25 protein-coding genes are annotated in these 21,190 nt (G+C 50.2%); 13 read left to right on the top strand and 12 right to left on the bottom strand.

All coding sequences use genetic code 11. From position 1 onward, the window contains the following. Positions 1–25: 25 nt before the first annotated feature. Both BD_RS02990 and BD_RS02985 read left to right on the top strand, forming a co-directional pair. Complete coding sequence (locus tag BD_RS02990; protein ID WP_011163217.1) at positions 26–445, top strand: hypothetical protein; 420 nt, start codon at positions 26–28, stop codon at positions 443–445. A gap of 29 nt (positions 446–474) precedes the next feature. Next, positions 475–1,071 carry an NUDIX hydrolase gene (locus tag BD_RS02985; RefSeq protein WP_048349695.1) on the top strand — a complete coding sequence of 199 codons (597 nt, stop codon included), beginning with the start codon at positions 475–477 and terminating at the stop codon, positions 1,069–1,071. A gap of 378 nt (positions 1,072–1,449) precedes the next feature. Here the strand turns inward: BD_RS02985 and BD_RS02980 are convergent, their stop codons facing one another. After that, positions 1,450–2,388, bottom strand: coding sequence for a hypothetical protein (locus BD_RS02980; protein ID WP_038451435.1), 939 nt, complete (start codon positions 2,386–2,388; stop codon positions 1,450–1,452). A gap of 90 nt (positions 2,389–2,478) precedes the next feature. Beyond that, positions 2,479–3,327: an NAD(P)H-hydrate dehydratase gene (locus BD_RS02975; protein WP_011163214.1), complete on the bottom strand. Its 849-nt coding sequence runs from the start codon at positions 3,325–3,327 to the stop codon at positions 2,479–2,481. A gap of 25 nt (positions 3,328–3,352) precedes the next feature. Here BD_RS02975 and map point away from each other — a divergent pair, with 25 nt between their 5' ends. From map to BD_RS02955, 4 genes are all read left to right on the top strand, one after another. Continuing rightward, positions 3,353–4,111, top strand: a complete 759-nt coding sequence (gene map, locus BD_RS02970) for a type I methionyl aminopeptidase (protein ID WP_011163213.1) — start codon at positions 3,353–3,355, stop codon at positions 4,109–4,111. 72 nt (positions 4,112–4,183) lie between these two features. Further along, positions 4,184–4,687, top strand: a complete 504-nt coding sequence (locus BD_RS02965; RefSeq protein ID WP_011163212.1) for a GlcG/HbpS family heme-binding protein — start codon at positions 4,184–4,186, stop codon at positions 4,685–4,687. 92 nt (positions 4,688–4,779) lie between these two features. Further along, positions 4,780–5,175: a hypothetical protein gene (locus tag BD_RS02960; RefSeq protein ID WP_011163211.1), complete on the top strand. Its 396-nt coding sequence runs from the start codon at positions 4,780–4,782 to the stop codon at positions 5,173–5,175. Positions 5,176–5,390: 215 nt separating this feature from the next. Continuing rightward, positions 5,391–5,918 (top strand): MarR family winged helix-turn-helix transcriptional regulator, encoded by a 528-nt coding sequence (locus tag BD_RS02955; RefSeq protein ID WP_038451427.1) that lies wholly within the window; start codon positions 5,391–5,393, stop codon positions 5,916–5,918. Between the two features lie 75 nt (positions 5,919–5,993). Here BD_RS02955 and BD_RS02950 read toward each other — a convergent pair whose 3' ends face one another. Continuing rightward, on the bottom strand, positions 5,994–7,235 hold the full coding sequence (locus BD_RS02950) for a hypothetical protein (RefSeq protein ID WP_011163209.1): 1,242 nt from the start codon (positions 7,233–7,235) through the stop codon (positions 5,994–5,996). Between the two features lie 207 nt (positions 7,236–7,442). On the opposite strand from BD_RS02950, the gene BD_RS02945 reads away from it, so the two are divergent. The 3 genes from BD_RS02945 to BD_RS02935 are packed head-to-tail and all read left to right on the top strand — an operon-like array spanning position 7,443 to position 9,294. Further along, positions 7,443–7,745, top strand: a complete 303-nt coding sequence (locus tag BD_RS02945) for a hypothetical protein (protein ID WP_038451423.1) — start codon at positions 7,443–7,445, stop codon at positions 7,743–7,745. Further along, positions 7,742–8,644 (top strand): SAM-dependent methyltransferase, encoded by a 903-nt coding sequence (locus BD_RS02940; protein WP_011163207.1) that lies wholly within the window; start codon positions 7,742–7,744, stop codon positions 8,642–8,644. The genes BD_RS02945 and BD_RS02940 overlap by 4 nt, the downstream gene beginning before the upstream one ends. Further along, positions 8,617–9,294 (top strand): flagellar brake protein, encoded by a 678-nt coding sequence (locus tag BD_RS02935; RefSeq protein ID WP_011163206.1) that lies wholly within the window; start codon positions 8,617–8,619, stop codon positions 9,292–9,294. The genes BD_RS02940 and BD_RS02935 overlap by 28 nt, the downstream gene beginning before the upstream one ends. A gap of 34 nt (positions 9,295–9,328) precedes the next feature. Here BD_RS02935 and BD_RS02930 read toward each other — a convergent pair whose 3' ends face one another. Further along, entirely contained in the window at positions 9,329–10,051 is a 723-nt protein-coding gene (locus BD_RS02930; RefSeq protein WP_231839266.1) for a hypothetical protein, read from the bottom strand. Positions 10,052–10,237: 186 nt separating this feature from the next. Here BD_RS02930 and BD_RS02925 point away from each other — a divergent pair, with 186 nt between their 5' ends. After that, positions 10,238–10,879, top strand: a complete 642-nt coding sequence (locus BD_RS02925) for a hypothetical protein (RefSeq protein ID WP_038451422.1) — start codon at positions 10,238–10,240, stop codon at positions 10,877–10,879. Positions 10,880–11,175: 296 nt separating this feature from the next. On the opposite strand, the gene BD_RS02915 is transcribed toward BD_RS02925, so the two are convergent. The 7 genes from BD_RS02915 to pal form a co-directional block, all read right to left on the bottom strand. Beyond that, entirely contained in the window at positions 11,176–11,862 is a 687-nt protein-coding gene (locus BD_RS02915) for a hypothetical protein (RefSeq protein WP_011163204.1), read from the bottom strand. A 146-nt stretch (positions 11,863–12,008) separates the two neighbouring features. Then, positions 12,009–12,467, bottom strand: a complete 459-nt coding sequence (gene smpB, locus BD_RS02910; RefSeq protein WP_011163203.1) for an SsrA-binding protein SmpB — start codon at positions 12,465–12,467, stop codon at positions 12,009–12,011. Beyond that, entirely contained in the window at positions 12,468–13,292 is an 825-nt protein-coding gene (gene rsmA / locus BD_RS02905) for a 16S rRNA (adenine(1518)-N(6)/adenine(1519)-N(6))-dimethyltransferase RsmA (protein WP_011163202.1), read from the bottom strand. Beyond that, the gene (gene tsaD, locus BD_RS02900) at positions 13,289–14,326 is read right to left on the bottom strand and encodes a tRNA (adenosine(37)-N6)-threonylcarbamoyltransferase complex transferase subunit TsaD (RefSeq protein ID WP_011163201.1); all 1,038 of its coding nucleotides are present in this window, start codon (positions 14,324–14,326) and stop codon (positions 13,289–13,291) included. The genes rsmA and tsaD overlap by 4 nt, the downstream gene beginning before the upstream one ends. A 4-nt stretch (positions 14,327–14,330) precedes the next feature. Continuing rightward, on the bottom strand, positions 14,331–15,002 hold the full coding sequence (locus BD_RS02895; RefSeq protein WP_011163200.1) for a tetratricopeptide repeat protein: 672 nt from the start codon (positions 15,000–15,002) through the stop codon (positions 14,331–14,333). Then, positions 14,999–15,310: a DUF4398 domain-containing protein gene (locus BD_RS02890; RefSeq protein ID WP_011163199.1), complete on the bottom strand. Its 312-nt coding sequence runs from the start codon at positions 15,308–15,310 to the stop codon at positions 14,999–15,001. The genes BD_RS02895 and BD_RS02890 overlap by 4 nt, the downstream gene beginning before the upstream one ends. Before the next feature lie 22 nt (positions 15,311–15,332). Further along, positions 15,333–15,839, bottom strand: a complete 507-nt coding sequence (gene pal, locus BD_RS02885) for a peptidoglycan-associated lipoprotein Pal (RefSeq protein WP_011163198.1) — start codon at positions 15,837–15,839, stop codon at positions 15,333–15,335. Between the two features lie 191 nt (positions 15,840–16,030). Here pal and BD_RS02880 point away from each other — a divergent pair, with 191 nt between their 5' ends. The 3 genes from BD_RS02880 to BD_RS02870 all read left to right on the top strand — a co-directional run bounded on the left by BD_RS02880 (position 16,031) and on the right by BD_RS02870 (position 20,346). After that, positions 16,031–18,925 (top strand): TolB family protein, encoded by a 2,895-nt coding sequence (locus tag BD_RS02880; protein ID WP_231839265.1) that lies wholly within the window; start codon positions 16,031–16,033, stop codon positions 18,923–18,925. A gap of 118 nt (positions 18,926–19,043) precedes the next feature. Next, complete coding sequence (locus BD_RS02875; protein ID WP_038451415.1) at positions 19,044–19,553, top strand: hypothetical protein; 510 nt, start codon at positions 19,044–19,046, stop codon at positions 19,551–19,553. A gap of 193 nt (positions 19,554–19,746) precedes the next feature. Then, positions 19,747–20,346 carry a DUF502 domain-containing protein gene (locus tag BD_RS02870; RefSeq protein WP_041583450.1) on the top strand — a complete coding sequence of 200 codons (600 nt, stop codon included), beginning with the start codon at positions 19,747–19,749 and terminating at the stop codon, positions 20,344–20,346. Positions 20,347–20,388: 42 nt separating this feature from the next. Here the strand turns inward: BD_RS02870 and BD_RS02865 are convergent, their stop codons facing one another. Further along, entirely contained in the window at positions 20,389–21,186 is a 798-nt protein-coding gene (locus BD_RS02865) for a S1 family peptidase (RefSeq protein ID WP_011163194.1), read from the bottom strand. Positions 21,187–21,190: the final 4 nt, after the last annotated feature.

The following is a 21,190-nucleotide window of genomic DNA, read 5'->3' as shown; positions in this document are numbered from 1 at the left end:
TGCGTGAACCAATAACGGAGGAAAAATGAAACCACTAATGACTTTCGCAATGATCTGTCTGTTCTCGATGAACGTGTTTGCCGCCAGTATCTTTGACTGGGTGAAGCCCGACCGTCCAGGAGACCGCCCTGGCTATGGACGCCCGCAAGTCAGTTGTTCGGCCAGCGATGATGGCTGGGAGGAACATTGGAGCGGACACCGTGATTGTCGGGAGTGTTTGAAAAAACACGGCAACTGTATCGAAACTTGTTCTGCCAAATATTATGCCTGTACTGCCGAAGGTGTCGACTATCGCGGTTATCGCATGACGATCGAAAGCCGTGGCAACACTCAGTACGCTGCTGAACGCGAGGCCATTGACCGCTGCCACTACCGCTACAGCAACTGCCGCATCACGTCCTGCAATGAAAAGAACGAGACCGTGTCGCGCAGATCTTGCCGCTAGTTCTTTTTTCCGGTTATCTTGAGGGAGTCATGAGCTCCCTCAAAGAATCTCTTTATTCCGCCATCAATGTGACCATGCCCCTGGATCTTTCCACGCAACTGGGCCGCCATGCCTGCGTGGCTCTGATCCTGCGCGGGAATTCTTTGGAAAATCTGGAACTGGGTTATATCCAGCGGGCTTTCAGTGATTCCGACCGCTGGTCAGGTCAACTGGCTTTTCCCGGGGGCAAGCGTGAAGACAGCGACAAAACGGATCTGGATGCGGCCCTTCGTGAAACGCTGGAAGAAGTCGGCATTGATCTGACCAACCCGGAGCTGCTGGGTCGCCTGAATGATATTCAGGCCCGCAAAGCCGGAACCATGCTGGATTTTTACATCCGCCCGTTTGTGTTTTTCACCGAACGAAATTTTAATATTGTGCTGGATAAAACCGAAGTGGCGGACTTTTTCTGGGTTCCGCTCAAAGAAATTCAAAATCCGCAAAGAGTGACCACCTATCGCCTGCAGCGGGAAAATATCGGCCTTGAACTTCCTGCCGTGTATCTGGATCGTGAGCCGCCACTGTGGGGATTGTCGTACATGATGACCCTGAATCTGCTCGAAGTTCTGGCAGCCGCGAACAAATAACCATCAAATTGTCTCACCACTGATCGTCAAAAAGAACGACACCCCTTTTTTCGCTCGCACAGCGGCGCTTTTCACGTCTCACGATTGGACGACGTTCATTTTTTTCCAGAATTTAAAAAAAGTCGCTCAACTATCCAAAGGTCTGGCCGATAAGTTTTATGAACCTCGGGTTAGGTTCTGCGAAAGGAGCCTTGAATGGCTAAAAAGCATGTCGTACGTAAGGAATATATCTGGAACCGGGAGATTCGTGAATTGGCTCTCCTGACAGAGACGGGTCCACCTTAAGTGACAAGATCAGATTTTTGATTGGTGATTAAATAAAAAAACCAGAGCGAATAAGGCGCCCTGGTTTTTTTGTTTTTTAAATGCCGTCTGAAACTACAGGATCGAGAAGATCGTGGAGAAGCTCAGAGTCGTGGACTCTGTACGAGCATCCTTAGGGTAGTAATTCAGGTAAGGTGCAAAGTAGATGTCACGAGAGAACGCATAACCCATGCCCACACGGCCGCTCAGGGTTTTGTTCAGCAAATCCATCTCGCCGTCACGGTAACGTGGATTCCAGAAGTTCATCGCCACAGAAGTGTAAACGTTCAGCTTGTCAGAGAAGTTGTATTTCACCTGTGGGTAGAAACCCAGGTGGTAACGGGAAGCTTTGCCGTCTTTGGGCTCATAACCGCGCTCATACAGGAACACACTCAGGCCCGTATCCAGACCCACGGCCACACCGGAAGACCCGATGTTGTAAACCAGAGAGTTGTCGTAAGAAAGAGAAGAGTACTGACCCACTTCACGGAAGTTTGGAACCGTGGTCAGGGAAGCACCGTAAGAGTTACGAACCTGAACATCACCCAAACGCGCGTTGCGGTCATAGCTGATGAATGGAGTTTTAACATCCGTGCGCTCAGCACCCTGGAATGGAGTCAGAACGTTGATGCCCGTCCCCGCGCTGATCGCTGCTTTGGAATCCAAACGGTAACGACCGCTGATGGAACCGCTCAGGGAAACCTGATTCACACCGATGGAACCATCTGGATTTGGCTGAAGTTTGCTGTCAAGGTCGCCAATTGGAGGACCGAAGTAAGACAAAGAGAATTTCAAAGAATAACGGGACAAGGAACCGGATTCCGCTTTCAACTTGGAATCAGTGATGTCTTTGTCGTCTTCGAATTTTTTGTTTTTCAGAACATCACCCACAGAAGTGGTTGTTTTCTGAGTTCCGGATTCCACAGATGGAGTGGAAAGAGTGGTAGAAGAAGTCTGAGCGTTGGCTGCCAACGAAAGACCCAGCACAGCTGCGAACAAAAGCCCTTTAGTCATTAAATCCCCCAAAGTTTCGGCAGGTTGTACCTGCCCAAGGGGGAAAAGGAAAGTCATGCTTTTGTTATGGAACGGGGCGGGTAGTTTTTTCTAAAATCCCTCACGTAAGTTATAGAGCACCTGGGGCAGAGATTCGACCACATCGGACGCCGTCATGCTTAACAGATCCCTTTTACGCGACTTCCACAGGTTCGCGGTGGCTCCATGGACATAGGCCCCCAACAGCGCTGCCCTTAAAGCAGGCACCTTTTGTGCCCTCAAAGCCGTTATAATCCCCGCCAGCACATCCCCGGTTCCGGATTTCGCCAAAGCGGCGTTTCCGGTGGAGATCCCATAAACCCGGTTGGGGCCGGCCACCAAAGTCTGCGGGCCTTTGAGCAAAACCACACAGCCCATCATCTCCTGCGCAACACGCACAAATCCGTAGCGGTTGGCGGCGATTTCTTCGGCCTCCACCCCCAGGCAGCGCGCCAGTTCCCCGGTGTGGGGCGTGACAATCCAGGTTGCGGGCAGCGGAAACAGATCCTGTTCCGCACAGACCGTCAGAGCATCGGCATCCAGCACCACCCGTTCGACCTTGCGGGCCTTCAATTCGCGAATCACCTCAGCAGTGAACGGAGTGACTCCAAAACCCGGACCACACAAAAGCGCATCGAATTTTTGCTGCTGCCAAGAGTCTTTCTTAAGATCCAAAACCAAAAAATCCGGATTTTCCAAAGATGAAACCGTCACCCCTTGCGGGGCCAGCATCACATAGCCACTGCCCATGCGCAAAGCCCCACGGGCGGCCAAAATCCCGGCCCCGGGGTACTGGGCACTTCCCGCCAGCAAAAGACTGCGGCCCCTTGTGGCTTTATTATCATGGGCGCTGACGGCAGGTAAAAGTTTCCGCGCGGTTGATTTCTTCAGGATGCGAACGGGATCATTGGCTTTTTCCATAAACCTTAGTGTATAAACCAAATCCATGATCGTAAAGACAGAAGCCGACCTGGAAGGTCTTAAAAAAATCGGGAAAATCGTCGCCAACTGCCTGCAGTACATGGCCCGCAAAATGGAACCCGGAATGAGCACCAAAGAGCTGGATCAGCTGGGCGGCACTTATTTGGAATTGCATGGAGCCAAATCCGGCCCCATGGCAACGTACAACTTCCCTGGCTACAACTGCATCAGCCTGAATCACGAAGTCGCCCACGGCGTGCCCTCTGACAAGAAGATCATCAAAGCCGGTGACCTGATCAACATCGACGTATCGGCCGAATTTGGAGGCTACTTCGCTGACAACGGCGGCTCTTTCATCGTGCCTCCGGGAAAGAAATCGGACGAAGAACTTTTGAAGGTCACCCGTCTGGCGCTCGACACAGCGATCAAGGCTGTGAAAGCCGGCGAGCTGATCAATGTGATCGGCTACAACATCGAAAAAGTCGCAAAGTCCCACGGTTACACCGTTATTGAAAACCTGGGCAGTCATGGTGTGGGCCGCGGCCTGCACGAAGAACCAAAATTCATCGCGGGTTATTACGACAAGACGGACAAACGCAAACTGAAAGACGGCCATGTCATCACCATCGAGCCATTTGTCTCCACCGGCGCAAGATTCGTCGATGAAGAACCCGACAACTGGACACTGGTGGCCGGCAAAGAACATCGCACCGCCCAGTTTGAACACACGATGGTGGTTCTAAAGGACCGCGCCCTGATCGTGACCATTCCTGATTCTGTTTAAATACACGAGGGCTTTCTTTGCAGAGAGCCTTTTAAAAGTTCTAAGATTTTCTCCTCACCCTTAGGAGACCTTATGAACAAACGCATCGCCGCTCTGACCGTGGCTTTGATGGCCACCCCCATCGCACAAGCCGCATCCCCTTCCGCAGGATTCAAAATAGAATCCAACATCACTCTGACTTTGGCTGAAGAGGCCGCCAAAGAAGCTGTCGCCAACTGCGCAACCAAGGGCTATCAAGTGGCCGCTACCGTCGTCGATAAGGCAGGCGACGTTAAAGCGATGTTTCGCGCCGATGGCGCGGGCCCTCATACCGTCGATGCCAGCCGTCGAAAAGCCTACACTTCCGCTTCTGCAAAGAACGGAACCTCTGCAATGCTTGCAACATCTCAAAGCAATCCTGCCGCCCAGAATCTTGGCGCCATTGACGGATTCCTATTGCTCGGCGGGGGCCTTCCCATTCGAGCTGGCAGTATCGTCATTGGTGCTATTGGCGTGGGTGGTGCTCCAGGCGGTCCTTTGGACGACCAGTGCGCTCAAGCTGGAATCGACAAAATCAAGGATCGACTAGGAAATTGAAACACAAGATTCCGCGACACACTGCCGAAAGGCTTTGAGCCGGGGGAAAAAGGTGAAAGGCTGATGACGTTCCAAAATAATCGGAGGACTGTATGAAACTGTTTTTTGCTATCGCTTCTTTGCTAGTGGCTTTCTCTGCTCAAGCTTCTGACCGTAAAGTCGGAAATATCATCGCTGTTGAAAGAGAAATCTCTGACCTGTACAACACCTGCTTGAAAAACGTATCCGGCGCGACGGACAAACCTCAGAGCTTCTTTTCTTGCGCATTCAAATTCACCACTGATGGTGAACTGCCAGTGACCAAAGGTCGCGTACTGAAACTGATGGACGACCGTTGCCAGGTTGTGGGTGAGGCGATGAACGGAGCTGTGCTGATCACTTTCGCTGGCACCAAATCCCCGTCTTCTTTTGAAACTTCCCGTGCGTGTCTGGAAAGATCTCTGAGCCACAAAGACTTCATCAAAGTGATCGTCTACACTTTGGAGTAGAGGCTCAACACGATTCTCATTTCGTTTGCAGGAAGAAGTGATTCAACACTTCTTCCTTTTTTTTTGCTCTTGTTCAACTCGACTGAGTGCGATCTCACCGGAAAAGGCGAGAGACCTTTTGCTTTTTTTGCGTCCTTTTGCTTGCCTCATCTTAGCCCCCTAATTAAAATGATAAGGAAGCTTTAGTATGCTTGCTGACAGTTCTAGGAGATCCCATGGCAAAGTTGTTCCTTACTGAAATTCCTCCCCGCGAAACCATCCAAGAAGAGGCACGCACTATGTTTCCGCAGGTGAATCCCGAGTCTTGGTATTCACACATACTGTTGCGTAAGGTCACCACGGAGTTTGAAATCAATCTGGATAAATTCTTTTCCCAGTACAATTTGTCTTCCGGCCGTTTCACATTGATGATTCTGCTGAACAAATATGTGGATGGCCTGATGCCTTCTGAACTCGCGCAAATGGTTGGTGTCACACAGGCCACAATTTCAGGACTGATCAATAGCCTGGAAAAAGTTGAAGTTGTGCAAAGAACCACGCACGAAAAAGACGGCCGCTCTTACGTGATCAAGCTGACTGAAAAAGGCAAAAAGATGACCGGCGAGATTCTTCCAGAATACCAAACCCGCATCAATAAATTCTGGAGCGAATTCCCTTCAGAAGAAAAAACCCAGATCAACGGCTATTTCGAAAGACTGATCAAACAAATGAAAGAAATCGGCCAAAAACCCACCGCCGAATAAAACAAAAAAGCCCGCTTAAAACAGCGGGCTTTTTCGTTTTCACAATTCCAATTTCCAATATCTAATTTCCAGTGACTACTCGCCAGCCATTGTACAGCTGATGATATTGTCCAGAGTGAAACCCGACGTGTTCTGGAACGGACCGAAGTGGTTGTAGGATCTGCCCACGGACATGTGCGGGCTCACGCAACGCTCTGCCGGTGCTTTCAAAGAGCCGTTGGATTTCACGTTGTACGGGTGTGTGTTCTTGGAACTTGTCGCATTCACCTGAACCGCGAAGCTGCCCGTGACTTTCGCTGCCGCACAGAAGGCATTGAAGGTCTGCAAAGAACTTCCCAACACACGGATCAACTCTGACTGGGAGGCATTCGTTTTGATACCGCACTTAGGATACAGTTGATTCCATTCACGGATACAAGCCTGGATGTTACCGCCTGCGTCCGGAGTGAACTGGAACAGACCAATGTTCAAGCGGGATTCCGCTGGCTGGTTTGGATCTTCATAGAAGTTCACACCTGCCGGACGGCGATAACCGGAAGGACCGTACTTGTCAGCGACCCTTTGGGCTTTTGCCGTGTCGGCCGTCGTCAAAGATTCCATATAAGACAAACACATCATGAACTTCGACCACAATTTGGAAGCCTTCACGTAACCTTCGCGGTTGCCGGACAAAGCTTCTCGACGATAACCATTCATCAGGTTTGTGAAGTCATTGATTTTTTTGATCGTTGCCGCACTTGGAATGTTTTTACCCGCAAAGGTCGTGTTCAAAGTGGAAGACGTCACGTTGCACAGAGGATGTGAAATCAAACTGTTTGGCAGATACGTATTTACGTCTTTATTCAGATTGAAATAAGAAGCCACATAACCCAGTTGCGCTTTGCTCGGCTGCATCTTCAGCTCAACCGCGTAGGCAATACGATCAGCGAAGCGATCATTAGTGTCCAGGTTCGTGTCACATTTATCTGTGGCATGAGCCTCCTGGGCATTACGCACCGGCAGCAGCTCTCTGTAGTTGCTGTATCTTGTGTCCACCACACCACCCACCGGATAAGCAACTTCCGAAAAGACATTGAAACCTTCCGGAGTGATGGAATCTGTCACCGCTGCTGGTTCACGAACCGGCGGGGTCGTCGTTGGCGGAGTCGTGCTCGGTGGAGTTGTTGTCGGAGGCGTCGTTGCTGGAGGAGTTGTGCCTGCGTTGCTGCCACCGCCGGAGTTCACCGGCTTCTTCGCCATGGCGAAGGTCGTGGAGGAAACAGTTGTAGTTACTAGAAGAGCCATCAGGATGTTGGTTGTGCTTTTTTGTGTTTTCATACCTCCTAGATCGGAGATAGGTCGCGCGACTAAAGGCGTTCTGGACCATTTTTAGGTCCAGTTTTCAGGATCTTGGTAAAGTCTGGAAAAACTGAAAAATTAATTAACAGACACGCTCTGGACCTAGGACCGTACTTTGGGTTTAAGAACTGTCAATGGACCACCGATAATAAAGGGGTAGGTAAACAACAAAAAGGGAGTCTCAATATGAGTCAAAAATATGATGTACCGAACCTCTTTAATTTCCTTCTGCACACTCCAGAGGGCGGTCTCAGAAAAATGCTCGTGGACAACAAGCCGTTCACTGAAGCGCACTTTAATCTGATGATGAAAGTGGTTCGCGCGTGCAACGAATCCCAGTTCACTGAACACTTTGAAAAACAGGATTTCCCCAAAGTGAAAATGGGTCCTGCGGATGTAAAACTAAAAGAGAAGTTCTGGGCAGACTGCATGGTTGTTTGGGATAACCGTGGACTTCTGACTCCGGCTGTGGCAACTAAGGCGGCATGATCGCATATCTTGCCCCGGAAAAATTTCTGCCTGATCTTCTGGAAGAACTTAAATACGTAAAATCAGTTCACGGAAATCTGGTACTTACTGATGGGCCCCTGCAGAATCCTGTATGGGCCCAAAATATTTGGCTTGATGCCCAAATCATTCCTTTTGAATCCATCACCCAGGCCGCCAAGGCATTAAAGGCCCTAGGCAAACTGTGGGCCCCCTACACCATTGAAAATCACCGTCGTGCCCAACTGATTCAGGACCAGCTCCCGAAACTGCGCCCGCGCGTGATCAACTTTCTGGATCCACTTCCGGACAACAATCTGGGTGCCTGGATGCTGCTGGATAAAAACACGCTTTTGGCATCGCCAACCACGAACTCGCCGTTTCCATTAGGGGACGTTCAGTTCAATGAAGACAAAAAGAATCCTCCATCTCGGGCGTACCTGAAACTGTGGGAACTTTTCACCGTTTATGGTATCAAACCCAAAAAAGGCCAGAGGGTTGTGGACTTTGGCAGCTGCCCGGGGGGCTGGACATGGGTGCTGCAAACCGTGGGTTGTGAGGTCGTCAGTATCGACCGCGCCCCGCTGGAGCCGCACATCGCCGCTTTGCCTGGCGTGAAGTTCATGAAGACCAATGCCTTTAACGTGAAGCCCGAGGACATTGGGGCCATTGATTGGTTCTTCTCGGACATCATCTGCTATCCCGAGAAATTGCTCGAGTTGGTTCAAAATTGGCAAGCTTCAGGACTTTGCTCAAACTTCGTTTGCACGATAAAATTCCAAGGTAAGACCGACTACGAGACTTTGAAAAAGTTTCTGGCGCTCGAGAATGTACGTATACAGCACTTGCACCACAATAAGCACGAGGTCACGGTATGGATCAAAGCACCTTCAAGCTCATAGCGCGCGCTGACGAAAGAGCGAAACTTTGGGATGATATGGCCAAAGCCCGCGGCGAGTTTCTGTGCAAGGGCACGGAAGACTCTATCTGTAAGTTGCGTGTGGTGTTGTTCAATTCCAAACACCAGGCTTTGGAGTGCACTTTTGAATCGCCAACCCAAATGAAGGATCAGGAAGAATACCTGGGTCACTTTTTCTTAGGTGGTGAAAAATATTACTTCCAATCCAAAGCCCAAGTTGTCAACGGCAAGGTTCTGATTCCAGTTCCACAGGAGCTGTATCATCTGCAACGCCGCCAAAACTATCGCGTGCGCATCCCGGATGGATATCAGGCTTTCTACAACATTATTCTGGTGAATGATAAACCCCAGAAAATCACCGGCCAGTTGGCCGATCTGAGCAGTCAGGGCTGCCGTGTGGTTTACCGTTTGGATGCTCCGCTGATGAAAACCGGCGACAAAGTCACAGGTCACCTCCTGATCGGCAAAAGAAGCCCGATCGAAGTTCAAGGCGAAGTCCGCCACATCAAAGTCGACGACGGCAACAAGGTCATCCAAACCTTCGGCATCGAGTTCACCCCCCTGCCAACAATCCTGGAAAACAAACTCTTCGCCATCACCCTAGAAATCCACAAAGAAGTCTTCCGCCGCTAAAAGGTGCCTGGTGACTTTTTACACCTACAGCGCGTTATTCGCCGGTGGGTCCGAGAATCGTCGGATCCTGTTTGCGGATCGCTTCGTATTCTTTTTCCAGATCCTGCTGCTGTTGTTTCTTTTTTAACTCGGCTTGTTTTTTCTGATCAGCCAGGGCTTTTTTATTTTCTTCAAAGCGCTTGGTGTAATCGCGGTGAAGCTGATTGAATTCGTCGGTCTTTGAGCGGATGTAGTCGTCGAAATTCTTGCGTTTGTCGCGCATGTCGGCTTCAAACTGGTCGCGCTTTTCTTTCTGGCTTTCGTAAAAGTCTTTGCGCTTGGATTCGTGTTCGTCATAGAACTCTTTGCGCTCATCGGATGTCGACTTGGTTTTGGCGAAGGCCTTGCGTTTTTCCGCCAAGTCCTTGGTGAATTCATCACGCTCTTTTTTCTGAATCTTGCCGAACTGTTCGCGCGCCTTGGTCATGTCCTTATTAAACAGATCACGCTTCTTGTTCACGATAGAGCTGAACTTGCCGCGCACCTCGGAAGGTGTGCGGGACAAATCCGAAACCAGACCATCCATGAAGGCCTTTTCATCGTTGTCTTTTTTTACATTGACCGGGATGTTTTTACGAAGCTCTTCAAAAGCCTCGCGGTCGGCTTTCAAAGAGTAACTTTCATCGACCAGAGTGGTCGATTCAGGACCTTCGTTCTGAGCGCGGGACTCAATCGCTGACAGCAGGACGACCAAGGTAAGAAAAAGAACGTAAATCAAAGACCTTAGTCTCTGATTTTCATGAGACCTTAGTCTCAATGTATCTTGCGGCTTGGACCCCGCAGTTGCGAAAGCCGGTGATAAACTCATGCTGTCCTCCGTGAATTTGCTTCTTTTTGAGAATAATTGGACTCTACACAAAACACAACCCGCCGATAAGTGGGACATATGTTGTATGGAAGAAGAGTGATCGAACCTCAACGCGTGCCTCAGGGACAGGGTCCCCGCCGCTTCATATTGAACAAAGCCTTCCAGTACAAGTATTGCTGGTACATGATCACGGCCGTTGCGGGGGGCGCTATTTTGTTCCTGCTTCCGGCTTATTACTTCATCAATCAGAACTACGAACTGTTCAAAAGTCTTGCTTACGACACGCACCCCACGCTGGTTCAGCATCTGGAGCGCGAGATCACTTGGCTGCAGATCTTCCTGGCGGCAAGCTTTGTACTCCTGACCGGGGTCACATTGTTCCTGGTGATCCGCATGACGAAAAACCTGCTGTCCCCGCTGGTGGCGATGGAAAAGCACATGCACCAGCTGATGCTGGGGCAGTGGCATATTCCGGATTATCACCTGCCGGAAGAAGACGACTTCCGCGACCTGTCCATGACTTATGACTATTTCTATCGTGCTTTGAAAGCCAACACCGAGACCGAACTGAAGCTACTGGAAAAGCTCAGCATCGATCCACAAAACCGCGAGGCCTATGCCGCCTGGAAACACCTTTTGTCTGAAAAACGGGCCCGCTTGGGCATCAAAGAAGAGTTTATCCTTAACGAGAACGTCGTAGAGATGAACGAATTTGATCAGAAACGTCGCGTTTCATAAAAAAAAGCCCTCCGGAGAGGGCTTTTTCATTTTACTTTCCGATGTAAAGACTCCAGGCAAGTCCGAATGCCCATAGGCCACCCAGAATCAACCGCAGCGCCCAATTCACTTTAGCAAGTGATGGACTGACACCTTCCGTTCGCAAAAACTGGCAAGTGATTACAAGGAAGATCAACGAATGCCCATACCTGCTGGCATACGAAGGCAGAACCACTCCCATTAGCACACCAACTAGTACAACCCAAATCGGAACCTGAACGTTTTGAAGCAACCAAGCTCGAACATTGGAATTCATACTAGAATCCTCCTGGAATTCGATGACCATTGTTCACAACAATTCTCATCTTCGTTTGCATATTGCCCTCCACCGTAAAGTAAACACGAGCGCGATCTTGGGCATTTGGAGAAACAACATCTTTCGATTTGTCGTCATTGCACTCAGGCTTCCTAGAGCACTTCACTCCCCCCAGCGCCCCGCCAATCACGGCCCCACCCGCCGCTCCTGCAGCCCCAACTTGAGGCCCTCCTCCGATGCCAATTGCAGTTCCAATAGCAGCACCATCGCGGGCCCCATCGATAACGTCATCAATACAGGTGGCGACACATTTGTCTCTATCAATAACAAGATTTTGATTGTTGCGGTGATGTCTATTTGATTGATCTTCTGCGGTGGAGTCTTCTTCGACCTCAATATTAATTCCCGACAAAACGGCCTTCAAATTCCGACGGGCAGCGGGGTCTTTCTCCATCAAATAGAACTTCCCAATTGGAATAGCCAAGCCTTCGACGACACCCTTTTCTTCTGTATTTTCCAGAATCTTTCTATACATAACACCAGCATTGAAAGAGTCGTCCTTTTGCTGAACGTACTTCGAGAGGCTTTCGATCGCGCTGTACACCTCAGGATTCGCAACTACGTCTGCTTTAGCGAATACAGGAAGTGTAAAAATGGCGAACACAATTTTTAGGCAATGGCTTTTCATAAACAGTCTCCTTTGCATCGGTACTAATGCAGAGACGGTGCTAGGAAAAGCAGGCCTCAAATCCATTTAAACAGGGAATGAGGGCGATAAATCCATTTTTTGAGTTTTTTACAGTCCGATTTATTGGATTTCGGACATTCCGGACGCTATCTTGAACGTCGCAGAGATGAACGAATTTGATCAGAAACGTCGCGTTTCTTGATCGCCTCGCGCTTGTCGTGGGTCTTTTTACCCTTAACCAATGCAATCTGAAGTTTGGCGCGGCCGTTTTTGAAGTAGATCTTCAGCGGCACGCAGGAATAGCCTTTTTCACGCAAAGCCTCGAAGATTTCGTCCAGCTCATTTCTGTGCATCAGAAGCTTGCGATGTCTTTCCGGAACGTGATTGTTGTAACTGGAAGCTTTGTATTCCGCGATGTGCGCGTTTTGCAGGTACGCCTCATCCCCTTTGAAAGAGATGTAGGAATCCTTCAACTGAACATCCTTATTGCGCAGGGATTTCACCTCGCTGCCCATAAGCTGCAGACCCGCCTCGTAGGTTTCCACGATCGTGTAGTCAAAGCGTGCTTTTTTGTTCTCATGAACAATCAGGATGTTTTCGCTCATTTACTCAAATCCAAAATGCTTATACAGGGCCACAAACTGCTTCGGAGAAAGCTCCTCAGCACGGGCCGTTTCTTTAAAGCCCAGCTCGGCCAACCAGCCGACCATTTGCTCTTCAGTTAGCTTCTTTTGACTTAAAAGACCAGACAAATTTTTCTTCAAAAGCTTGCGTCTTTGCGCGAAGGCGCACTTTACAAATGTCAGGAAAGCCTTGCGGTTTTTGACCTCAGACTCAATACGTTCGAAAGAAAGCACCCGGCTGGCCACCTTTGGAGGCGGCTGGAAATCCCTTGGACCGGCATCCGTCACGGTTTCAATCTTCCAGAAAGCTTGTGCATAGACACTTAAAAGACCGTACAGATCACTGTCCACAGTGCCGCGGATTTTCTGGGCGACTTCCTTTTGGAACATCAGCACCATCGCTGCCACACCTTCATTTTCCAACGAACGCTCAATCACGATGCTGGATGAAATCTGATACGGCAGATTGCTGACAAAGACCACACGCTTGCCGGTATAGAACTGCTTCCAGTCCAAGCGAAGGGCGTCTTGCTCAATCACTGTCAAACCTTTTTCGCGCCAGTAAGCCGCAATGGCAGAGTCCAGCTCAATCAGCTGCAGCGGCAGATTCAGCTCTAACAACAGATCCGTCAATGCCCCCGGGCCGGGGCCCACTTCGACCAGTTCTTCCGGCGCAAAGGCCTTCACCTGATCGATGATACGATTGATGACCGTGTCGCTGACCAGAAAGTTCTGGCCCAAAGATTTTTTCGCGGCAATGCCCATGGCTTCTTGCGCGCGCTGCAGACGTTCGCGTGAATAACTCATTTAAAATCCGATGCAAGAGCTTGAGGGGACGGTCCCAGATCCAAAGCCGACACTTCACCGCGAGCCATGCGCAAAGCACCGACGTAACCGATCATCGCGGCGTTATCAGTACAGTAACGCAGAGGTGGGATCACCAAAGTATAACCTTTTTTGTCGGCCCATTCCTGAGCCCGCTGACGAAGACGCGAATTCGCGCTGACCCCGCCGGTCAGAATCACACGCTTGGAGCGGAAGACTTTCGCCGCCCGATCCAGCTTCGCGATCAGGACATCCACGATGGCTTCCTGGAACGAGGCGCACAGATCCGGCAGACGCTCCTGCACAAGTTCTGGTCCCAGTTGTTCAAGCATGCGCTGGCCGGAAGATTTTAATCCCGAGAAGCTCATGTCGAAAGTGTCATCATGGATCATGCTGCGGGGGAATTCGAAAGCCTGCGGATTCCCCGCCTTGGCCATTTGATCGACGCGCACTCCACCCGGGAACCCCAGGCCTGCCATCTTTGCAAATTTATCGAAACACTCCCCGGCCGCATCATCCTTGGTAGCACCCAAGATACGATAATCGCCCAGTCCTTTAATTTGATACAAACTTGTGTGCCCCCCGCTGATCGCCAAACCCACATATGGGTAACCAAAATCTTCCGGTGGAGCATATTTATCATCGCGCAAAAACGGCGCCAGCAAATGCCCTTCCAGGTGGTTCACACCCAAGAAAGGCAAATGTTTTGCCTGAGACAAGGACTTCGCAGTCACCAGCCCCACAATCAAAGCGCCGATCAAACCCGGACGATTGGTGACGGCAATACCCTGCACGTCAGACCAATTCATGTTGGCTTTCTTAAAGGCTTCTTCGATTAATGGAATTAAAGCGATGGAATGGTTGCGGGCGGCAATTTCAGGGACGATGCCGCCATAGATTTCGTGATCCAGATCCTGAGAGGCCGCCACCACAGAGTGAACCCAGCCGGTACGATCAACGATCGCGACAGAGGTGTCATCACAGCTGGTTTCAATGGCGAGAACTCTTTCAATCACAGTATTACTTTTTTAAACCCTTCAAACGGATCTTAGCACGACGAGCCTCTTCTGACTTCGGAAACTTGCTGACCACCTCGTCATAGAAGGTTTTTGCCTCGTCTTTCATACCCAATTCCTGGAAGGACACCCCGATTTTATAGGTCGCATCGGCAAACTTAGGACCTTTCGGGTTTTCATCACGGTACTTTTGGAAGTTCAGGATGGACTGTTTCCAGTCTTTTTTACCAAAGAACTCCTGAGCCGCTTCAAAAGCGTCCCTTTTAGCCTGTTTCGCGGACTTTTCAGCCTGAACCGCGGCTTTTTCAGCGCGCAGGGCATTTACTTCGGCATTCAACGCATAGATTTGTTTTTCCATGGTTGTGAGGGCTTCTTGCATTATGGCCACTTTGCCGTTCAGATCCTGATTCTGCTGCTGAGAGTTTCTCAGGGCGTTTTCCACACCTGAATGGCTGGAACCCAGCTTGTTTTCAACCACATCCACACGGCCGTTCAGCTCACGCATTTGCTCTTCAAGGTCGGCCACACGGCCGGAAGCATCCGCATTGGTCTTTTGCAATGTCACAACCTGTTGCTGCATCACCTGACGTTGCTCATTTTCACGAACATCGGTGCGGGTTTTCAAACAGCCCGTCAGCAAAGTCGCGGCGGCGACAACAAGAATGATCAACTTCATAAGACATCTCCAGTTTTTTGACGAATCAAACGAGCCGAATTCTCAGCTTTTTCAGCTGCCATGCGGGCACGGATGAATTGTTCTTTGGCTTTGCCGTAATCACGGTCTTCGAAATAGATGCGGCCTTTACGATAGGCTTCTTCCGCCTGATGCCAGTATCCGGGGGAATGGCGGGCCGCTTGAACAGAACGAGCCGCATCCAGTGCGGCTCGAGCTAAGGAATAGTCATCCAGGGGAACAGGCGCAGTTTGACAGCTGACGATCACCGTGAAAAGCAAAACTCCGATGAAAAGTCTCTGTAGGTTCACTCTGCGCCTTTCTGCTTAGATGTTACTGAGCAGGTACGAAGTTCGCACGGCGGTTTTTCGCCCATGCAGCTTCAGTGTCACCAGTCTCAAGTGGTTTTTCTTTACCGTAGCTGATAGTGCTCAAACGGTCAGCCGCGATACCCAAAGATACCATGTAAGCTTTCACCGCGTTGGCACGTCTTTCACCCAAAGCCACGTTGTATTCGATAGTACCACGAGAATCGCAGTGACCTTCGATTTGAACGCGAACAGAAGGATTTGCCTTCATCCACTCGACGTTAGTCGCGATATCTTTTTTGGAAGAAGCATCCAGGCTGGATTTGTCGTAACCGAAGTGAACAGTTACCAAACCAGAAATCTTGCCGGAATCAGAACCCATTGGATCAAAATTCAGCGGAGTGGAGTCAATCGCTGTGGACTGACCGCCCGTAGGCAAAGTCTCGATAGACTGATCAGACTGAGTTTGTTTTCCTTTACAACCTGCTACAAATGCGATGGCAACAAGACCAAGAGCCAATTTACGAACCATGATGTCCTCCTATGAACTTAGAGTCGTTATTATAACATTAAAAACTTTAATTTATAGCAGCTCATTGTCAAACCTTAGATTTCCAAAATTGATGTTGCGTTGCTGTACAGCCGGACCACGAACAGAGATTTATGCAAAAATACTCCGCAGTTTACAGCTTGGCGTCTCTATTTCTGACAATTCTACTTTCAATGTCCCAAGCCAAGGCACAACTTGAAGTGCCTCCGCAGTTAAAATGGAAAACCCTCAGAACTCCTCACTTCGAGGTGATCTTTAATGCCGAGCAGCAGGACCTCGGGTACCTGTATGCGGAAAAATTAGAGAAAGCCTATTCAGAACTTCGCTCTTACTTTCATTCCCGCCCTGACAAAACAATCGTCATTATCAACGACAAAACCGATGTCACAAATGGATACGCCACCCGAATCCCCTATCCACACATCATGGTCTATCCGGTTCTGCCCGGCCCCGAAGAAAGTCTTTCTGATACAGGCGACTGGGCGTTTGAGCTTCTGGCCCATGAATACACCCACATCCTGACGTTCGAACCCGCCAACGGGATCATGAAACCCCTGCGTGCGGTTTTTGGAACCATCATCGCGCCGAACATCCTGATGCCCCAGTGGTGGAAAGAGGGTGTGGCCGTAGAAATGGAAACCCGCCTGTCTGATCACGGCCGTCTGCGTTCGCACTATCAGGATGCCACCTTGCGGGCGATGGTCGACGCCAAAACCCTGCATGAATTTGATATCGCCGAAGCCAACGAAAACATCTACACCTGGCCCCAAGGGGCACGGCCTTATCTGTTTGGCTCTTTGATGTGGAGTCAGATGATCGCAGACAAAGGCACCAAAGTTGTCGGCGAACTGCACGAACGCCAGGGCGGCCGGGTTCCGTACTTTATTGAAACCCCGGCTCGGGACTATTTGGGGGCCAGCTACAGCTCTGAATACGACAGCATGATGAAAGAAACCGAACTGCGCGCCCTGGAGCAGCTAAAAACCCTGCGCGAAGTTTCACCGACTGCCACGATCACCCCGCAAAACAACTTCCAATCGGTCAGTGCACCGGCGATTTCACCTGACGGAAAACATCTGGCCCTGATCACCGAAGATGACGGCAATTCCCGCGCGGTGAAAATCCTGACCAAAGAAAAGGAAGGTCAAAGCTTCCTGGATTCGCGCATGACCGACACCATTGAACGGTTTAGTGAAAGCTTCATCCCGGCCACCCAAAAAGACGGCCCACCAACGGGAAGCATTCAGCGCATCAGCTGGTTCCCGGATTCCAAGCGTTTGATTTACGACAAGATCGACTACACCAACCGCATCCAAAGATATTCCGACCTGTTCGTGTATGAGCTGGGGGAAAGAAAAGCCAAGGCCCTGACCAAGGGACTTCGTGGACGTGAACCTGCCGTGTCCCCGTCAGGCAACCAGGTGGTGTTCGTTAAACTGGATGGCAATCGCACTCACTTGGGGTTGCTTCGCCTGACTGGCGAAAAGAATCCGTCATCAGAATTGCTTTTCTCCCCGCCGATGCAGCAGCGTGTATCCTATCCGACGTTCCTGGACGAAGACACGATCGTGTTTTCCCTGCGCACCGAAGATGGCCGTGAAAATCTGCACCGTTATTCCATTTCAACCAAAACTTCCGAAGCGGTGCTGACGGATTACCCCAACGCCCGCTTTGCACGAAAGACGGCCGATGGTGTGATCTTTGCCTCGGCCAAAAACGGCGTGCCGAATCTTTATTTGTCAGATTTAGAATTTAAAAACGTCCGCCCGATTTCCCACACCCTGACCGCCCTTTTCACCGCCGACATGGATCCTTTGAACAAAGAGATCTTTGTCACCGAGATGACCTCCCAAGGCTTGCGTGTTTCGGCAATCAAACCCGATGAATGGCAGAAAACACCGAACACTCTGCCTCAGGTCAGCTCTTTGATGGGGGATCGCTACAGCAAAGCTGAACGCAACCCACAGGCCGAAGAAGAAGCCAAGAATGCCGTGAAAGCTTCCGAGCTTGATGACTATTCTCCTTATGGCTATCTGCTGCCACGGTATTGGATGCCGTTCATCTCGGGTTCTTCCAGCGAAACCGGATTGGTGCTGGAAGCGCAAACCTCGGGCTTTGATCCGCTCAAAAAGCACATGTATGAAATTGCCGCCTCTTGGGACACGGGTATCAACAAAGGAAGCATCCTAGGAAGCTACATCAACCAGACAACCCCGTGGCCGTTTGCGGTTTTAAGTTATAAACGCAGCTATTATCTGGGAACGGTGTCGAACGAGATTGAAGACTTCGGCGCACAACTGTCCGTGCTTCCTGACACCCACTGGGCGTCGATTTATTCCAACCTGCAAGTGGGCTGGCAGTATCTGGAAAGATCCACCCTGACGACCGAGGTGAAACGCACGGGGCCTTTTGCTTATTTAAGTTACGCGAACTATTCCCAGTCCGGCGCGCAAATTTCTCCTGAATCCGGAGGCGGAGCGTACTTGGGGGCCTACAACTATATCGCGCAGGAAGGTTATCTGAACCACTCGCAGTTTTTGGCGGGTGGGGAAATCTATCTTTCCCGCTTCTTGCCGAAGCATCATGCGATCATGCTAAGACTGAACGGCGTGTACACTCCGGAAAAGGTGTCGCCGATTTACGGGGTTTCCACTGAATCCATGGTCTTTATCCCGAACAGTCCCCTGCCTCAGTATATTTTGCGTGGCTACAAACGCGGGCAGTTGTTTGGCCGAAATCTGGTAACCGTCAATGCCGAGTACCGCCTGCCACTGAAGGATCTTTACCGCGGCTCGGGCACGGATGCCCTGTTCTTGCGCCGCCTATCTGCCGCCGTGGTGGGTGATGCCGCTGCTGCCGAGGGCCGCTTCGTGAACGACGTGGATCTGGTTTATGAAGTCACCAGCATGAACAAGCCGTATTACAGCGCCGGAGTCGAAGCCAAACTGGAAACCACTTTGGGTTACGTGATCCCAGTGAATGTGGTCCTTGGTTACTATGTCGCCTTCCAAGCTCCGAAGGGACCCGAGGGTGTTCTGGCGACGGCATTGCAAATAACGGGGTTCTAGACCCTGTTATTGCGGTGAGCCAAACCGCTCCATCTTGACAAAGACACAGCCCCTCGAAATTATTGAGAATATCGACAACTAGCGGCGAGGATGCTGCGCTGTCATTTTGGGGGGATTCATGGAAAAAATCAGCTGGATTAAAGAACTTGTGAAGGCTGAACAACAGATGGAAGAGTCCGGTCTTGTGGACATGAGTTTCGGCTTTGATGCCGAAAAGATTCTGATCAACGAGACGATTCAGTTCCTTCTAGCTATGAAAACTGAGTTCGTGGATGCATCCACATCCTTCAACGAACTAAAACCTTCGGCTCTGGGTCGCATCAAAATCTACGGTATCGCGAAGACCCACGCTGACTTCATGCTTTTCCGTAACGGCTTCAAGATGATCTTCTCTTTGAAAGCTCCGGGCCAGATCAGCATTCGTTTTAACTTTATCGGAACCAACTACATCCCTACTCCGGGCGCGGAAGCGGCTCAGGCGGCGACCAACGTGATGGACGAACACATCATCGAAGCCAAATGGGGTGCCTTCGGCGAAGTCATCTGGACATACCAGAACCAGCCGGCAAAGCTGGAATACATGGTTCGCCATTATCTGACTCTCTTCATCAAAGAGAGCTCCAAATAAGAAAGGCCCCGGAAGGGGCCTTTTTCATTTTTGCAGAGCCATCCAATCAAAGGAAGAGCGAACGCAATTATCTCCTGAGCCGCGACTAATAAAAATGTAATCAAGGTCCTAGTTCCTTTGTCGTCCCGGCAAGGGTAGGACTGTTGTGTGCGATCAAGCGAACTTTGTCGAAGCAGGAAAGGAATGGCAGCCTATGAAAACCAACGGACTCAGACAAAACCTTTCTGACAATATGCTCAAAGGGGCTATTGTCCTTCTTCCGTTTATCCTGAGCTTCTATTTTCTTTACTGGATGGCAGATTTTTTTGACAAAGTTTTTTCCGGAATACTTGTCCCACTTGGAATCACCCTGCCTTTCGGTTCTGGCATTGTCGGGGGACTCATTTTGATCTATGTGCTGGGAAGAACCTCGGATCTTTTTGTCGCCAAATTTATCAAGGAATGGCTTACACGAACAATCAAGAGAATCCCCGTGTTGGGATCCATCTTTGTTTCTATCAGCGACCTAACGGACTTCTTTCGAAAAGCCGAAGGCAGTCCCCACGGACAAGCGGTCATTGTGAGGTTTGAAAATCCGGAATTTAGAATTGCGGGATTCCTGACAAGAACAGATCTGAACACCCTGCCGACGGCGGACTCGATGGACGAACTGGTGGCCGTTTATATCCCTCTGGCCTACATGGTCGGCGGGGGATTCACAGTATTTGTACATAAAGACAAAGTTCAAAATTTAAACATGTCCTTCGAGAAGGCAATGCAGGCGAACTTGAGCGCCTGGATACTCAAAGGCTAAAGACAATTCATCTTTAGCCTTCGTCGATCTTCTTTGTATTCTCTAGCGGGACAGTTCCGCTACAGCATCTTGAATGAATGTCTGATGAGCATCCACACGAGTGAATACCGAGAACAGCATGCACTTCGGAGTCAATAGACCCGGCAAAGAGTCTCCGCGACTTGCCACACCCCACACATGCAGACGGCCGTTGATTTCAAGGTACGCCGGACCACCGGAGTCACCGCTGCAGATCCCTTTACGCAGGGACTGACCCAGCATCACTTCGGTTCTGGAAAAATTGATATCGTCGATGGAAAGTCTTGTCGTGCGCAGAGTGCCCGCACCCTTGCTCATCACAATTGTCCAGTTCAAGCCATAACCGGCAACGATCGTTTTTACGTCGTTGTTCAGGTGACCTTGTTCAAACAAGATTGGCGCCACAGTGTAACCCGCTGGAGCTTCGCCTTCAAAGCGCAGAACCGCGATGTCGTTGGTGTCTTTGGTTTGAACCGCACCCGTGTAACCATCATGCACAACCTGACCAGTCACGCGGCGGATTTGTTCTTTGCTGGCTTTCTTCATTTCAGCAGTAAAGTAGATCGCCAGGTCTTTCGCGTTGGGATCCACACAGTGAGCCGCGGTCAGAACCAGATTTTTTGCAATCAAAGTTCCAGAACAGATGTAACCGATTTTGGATTCATAGATGCCCACGGTGCTGCGACCGATGTTGCTGGCAGCTTCAACCTTGTCACCACCTACGATAGCTGCGTTATCAGCTACGGTCAGATTCGGGGAGTTCTGTGGCGCACAAGCAGCCATCAGGAAAAGGGAAGAAACCAATAGTAATGCTTTGTTCATAAAG

It is taken from the genome of Bdellovibrio bacteriovorus HD100 (genome assembly GCF_000196175.1).
Lineage (GTDB): Bacteria > Bdellovibrionota > Bdellovibrionia > Bdellovibrionales > Bdellovibrionaceae > Bdellovibrio > Bdellovibrio bacteriovorus.
The sequence above is the reverse complement of the archived record's forward strand: the minus strand, read 5'-3'. Positions and strand labels throughout refer to the sequence as shown.

Bases quoted from the DNA above. Each gene is read 5' to 3' on its own strand.
- BD_RS02990 (WP_011163217.1), top strand. From the start codon at position 26: ATGAAACCACTAATGACTTTCGCAATGATCTGTCTGTTCTCGATGAAC.
- BD_RS02985 (WP_048349695.1), top strand. From the start codon at position 475: ATGAGCTCCCTCAAAGAATCTCTTTATTCCGCCATCAATGTGACCATG.
- BD_RS02980 (WP_038451435.1), bottom strand. From the start codon at position 2,388: ATGACTAAAGGGCTTTTGTTCGCAGCTGTGCTGGGTCTTTCGTTGGCA.
- BD_RS02975 (WP_011163214.1), bottom strand. From the start codon at position 3,327: ATGGAAAAAGCCAATGATCCCGTTCGCATCCTGAAGAAATCAACCGCG.
- map (WP_011163213.1), top strand. From the start codon at position 3,353: ATGATCGTAAAGACAGAAGCCGACCTGGAAGGTCTTAAAAAAATCGGG.
- BD_RS02965 (WP_011163212.1), top strand. From the start codon at position 4,184: ATGAACAAACGCATCGCCGCTCTGACCGTGGCTTTGATGGCCACCCCC.
- BD_RS02960 (WP_011163211.1), top strand. From the start codon at position 4,780: ATGAAACTGTTTTTTGCTATCGCTTCTTTGCTAGTGGCTTTCTCTGCT.
- BD_RS02955 (WP_038451427.1), top strand. From the start codon at position 5,391: ATGGCAAAGTTGTTCCTTACTGAAATTCCTCCCCGCGAAACCATCCAA.
- BD_RS02950 (WP_011163209.1), bottom strand. From the start codon at position 7,235: ATGAAAACACAAAAAAGCACAACCAACATCCTGATGGCTCTTCTAGTA.
- BD_RS02945 (WP_038451423.1), top strand. From the start codon at position 7,443: ATGAGTCAAAAATATGATGTACCGAACCTCTTTAATTTCCTTCTGCAC.
- BD_RS02940 (WP_011163207.1), top strand. From the start codon at position 7,742: ATGATCGCATATCTTGCCCCGGAAAAATTTCTGCCTGATCTTCTGGAA.
- BD_RS02935 (WP_011163206.1), top strand. From the start codon at position 8,617: ATGGATCAAAGCACCTTCAAGCTCATAGCGCGCGCTGACGAAAGAGCG.
- BD_RS02915 (WP_011163204.1), bottom strand. From the start codon at position 11,862: ATGAAAAGCCATTGCCTAAAAATTGTGTTCGCCATTTTTACACTTCCT.
- smpB (WP_011163203.1), bottom strand. From the start codon at position 12,467: ATGAGCGAAAACATCCTGATTGTTCATGAGAACAAAAAAGCACGCTTT.
- rsmA (WP_011163202.1), bottom strand. From the start codon at position 13,292: ATGAGTTATTCACGCGAACGTCTGCAGCGCGCGCAAGAAGCCATGGGC.
- BD_RS02895 (WP_011163200.1), bottom strand. From the start codon at position 15,002: ATGAAGTTGATCATTCTTGTTGTCGCCGCCGCGACTTTGCTGACGGGC.
- pal (WP_011163198.1), bottom strand. From the start codon at position 15,839: ATGGTTCGTAAATTGGCTCTTGGTCTTGTTGCCATCGCATTTGTAGCA.
- BD_RS02880 (WP_231839265.1), top strand. From the start codon at position 16,031: ATGTCCCAAGCCAAGGCACAACTTGAAGTGCCTCCGCAGTTAAAATGG.
- BD_RS02875 (WP_038451415.1), top strand. From the start codon at position 19,044: ATGGAAAAAATCAGCTGGATTAAAGAACTTGTGAAGGCTGAACAACAG.
- BD_RS02870 (WP_041583450.1), top strand. From the start codon at position 19,747: ATGAAAACCAACGGACTCAGACAAAACCTTTCTGACAATATGCTCAAA.
- BD_RS02865 (WP_011163194.1), bottom strand. From the start codon at position 21,186: ATGAACAAAGCATTACTATTGGTTTCTTCCCTTTTCCTGATGGCTGCT.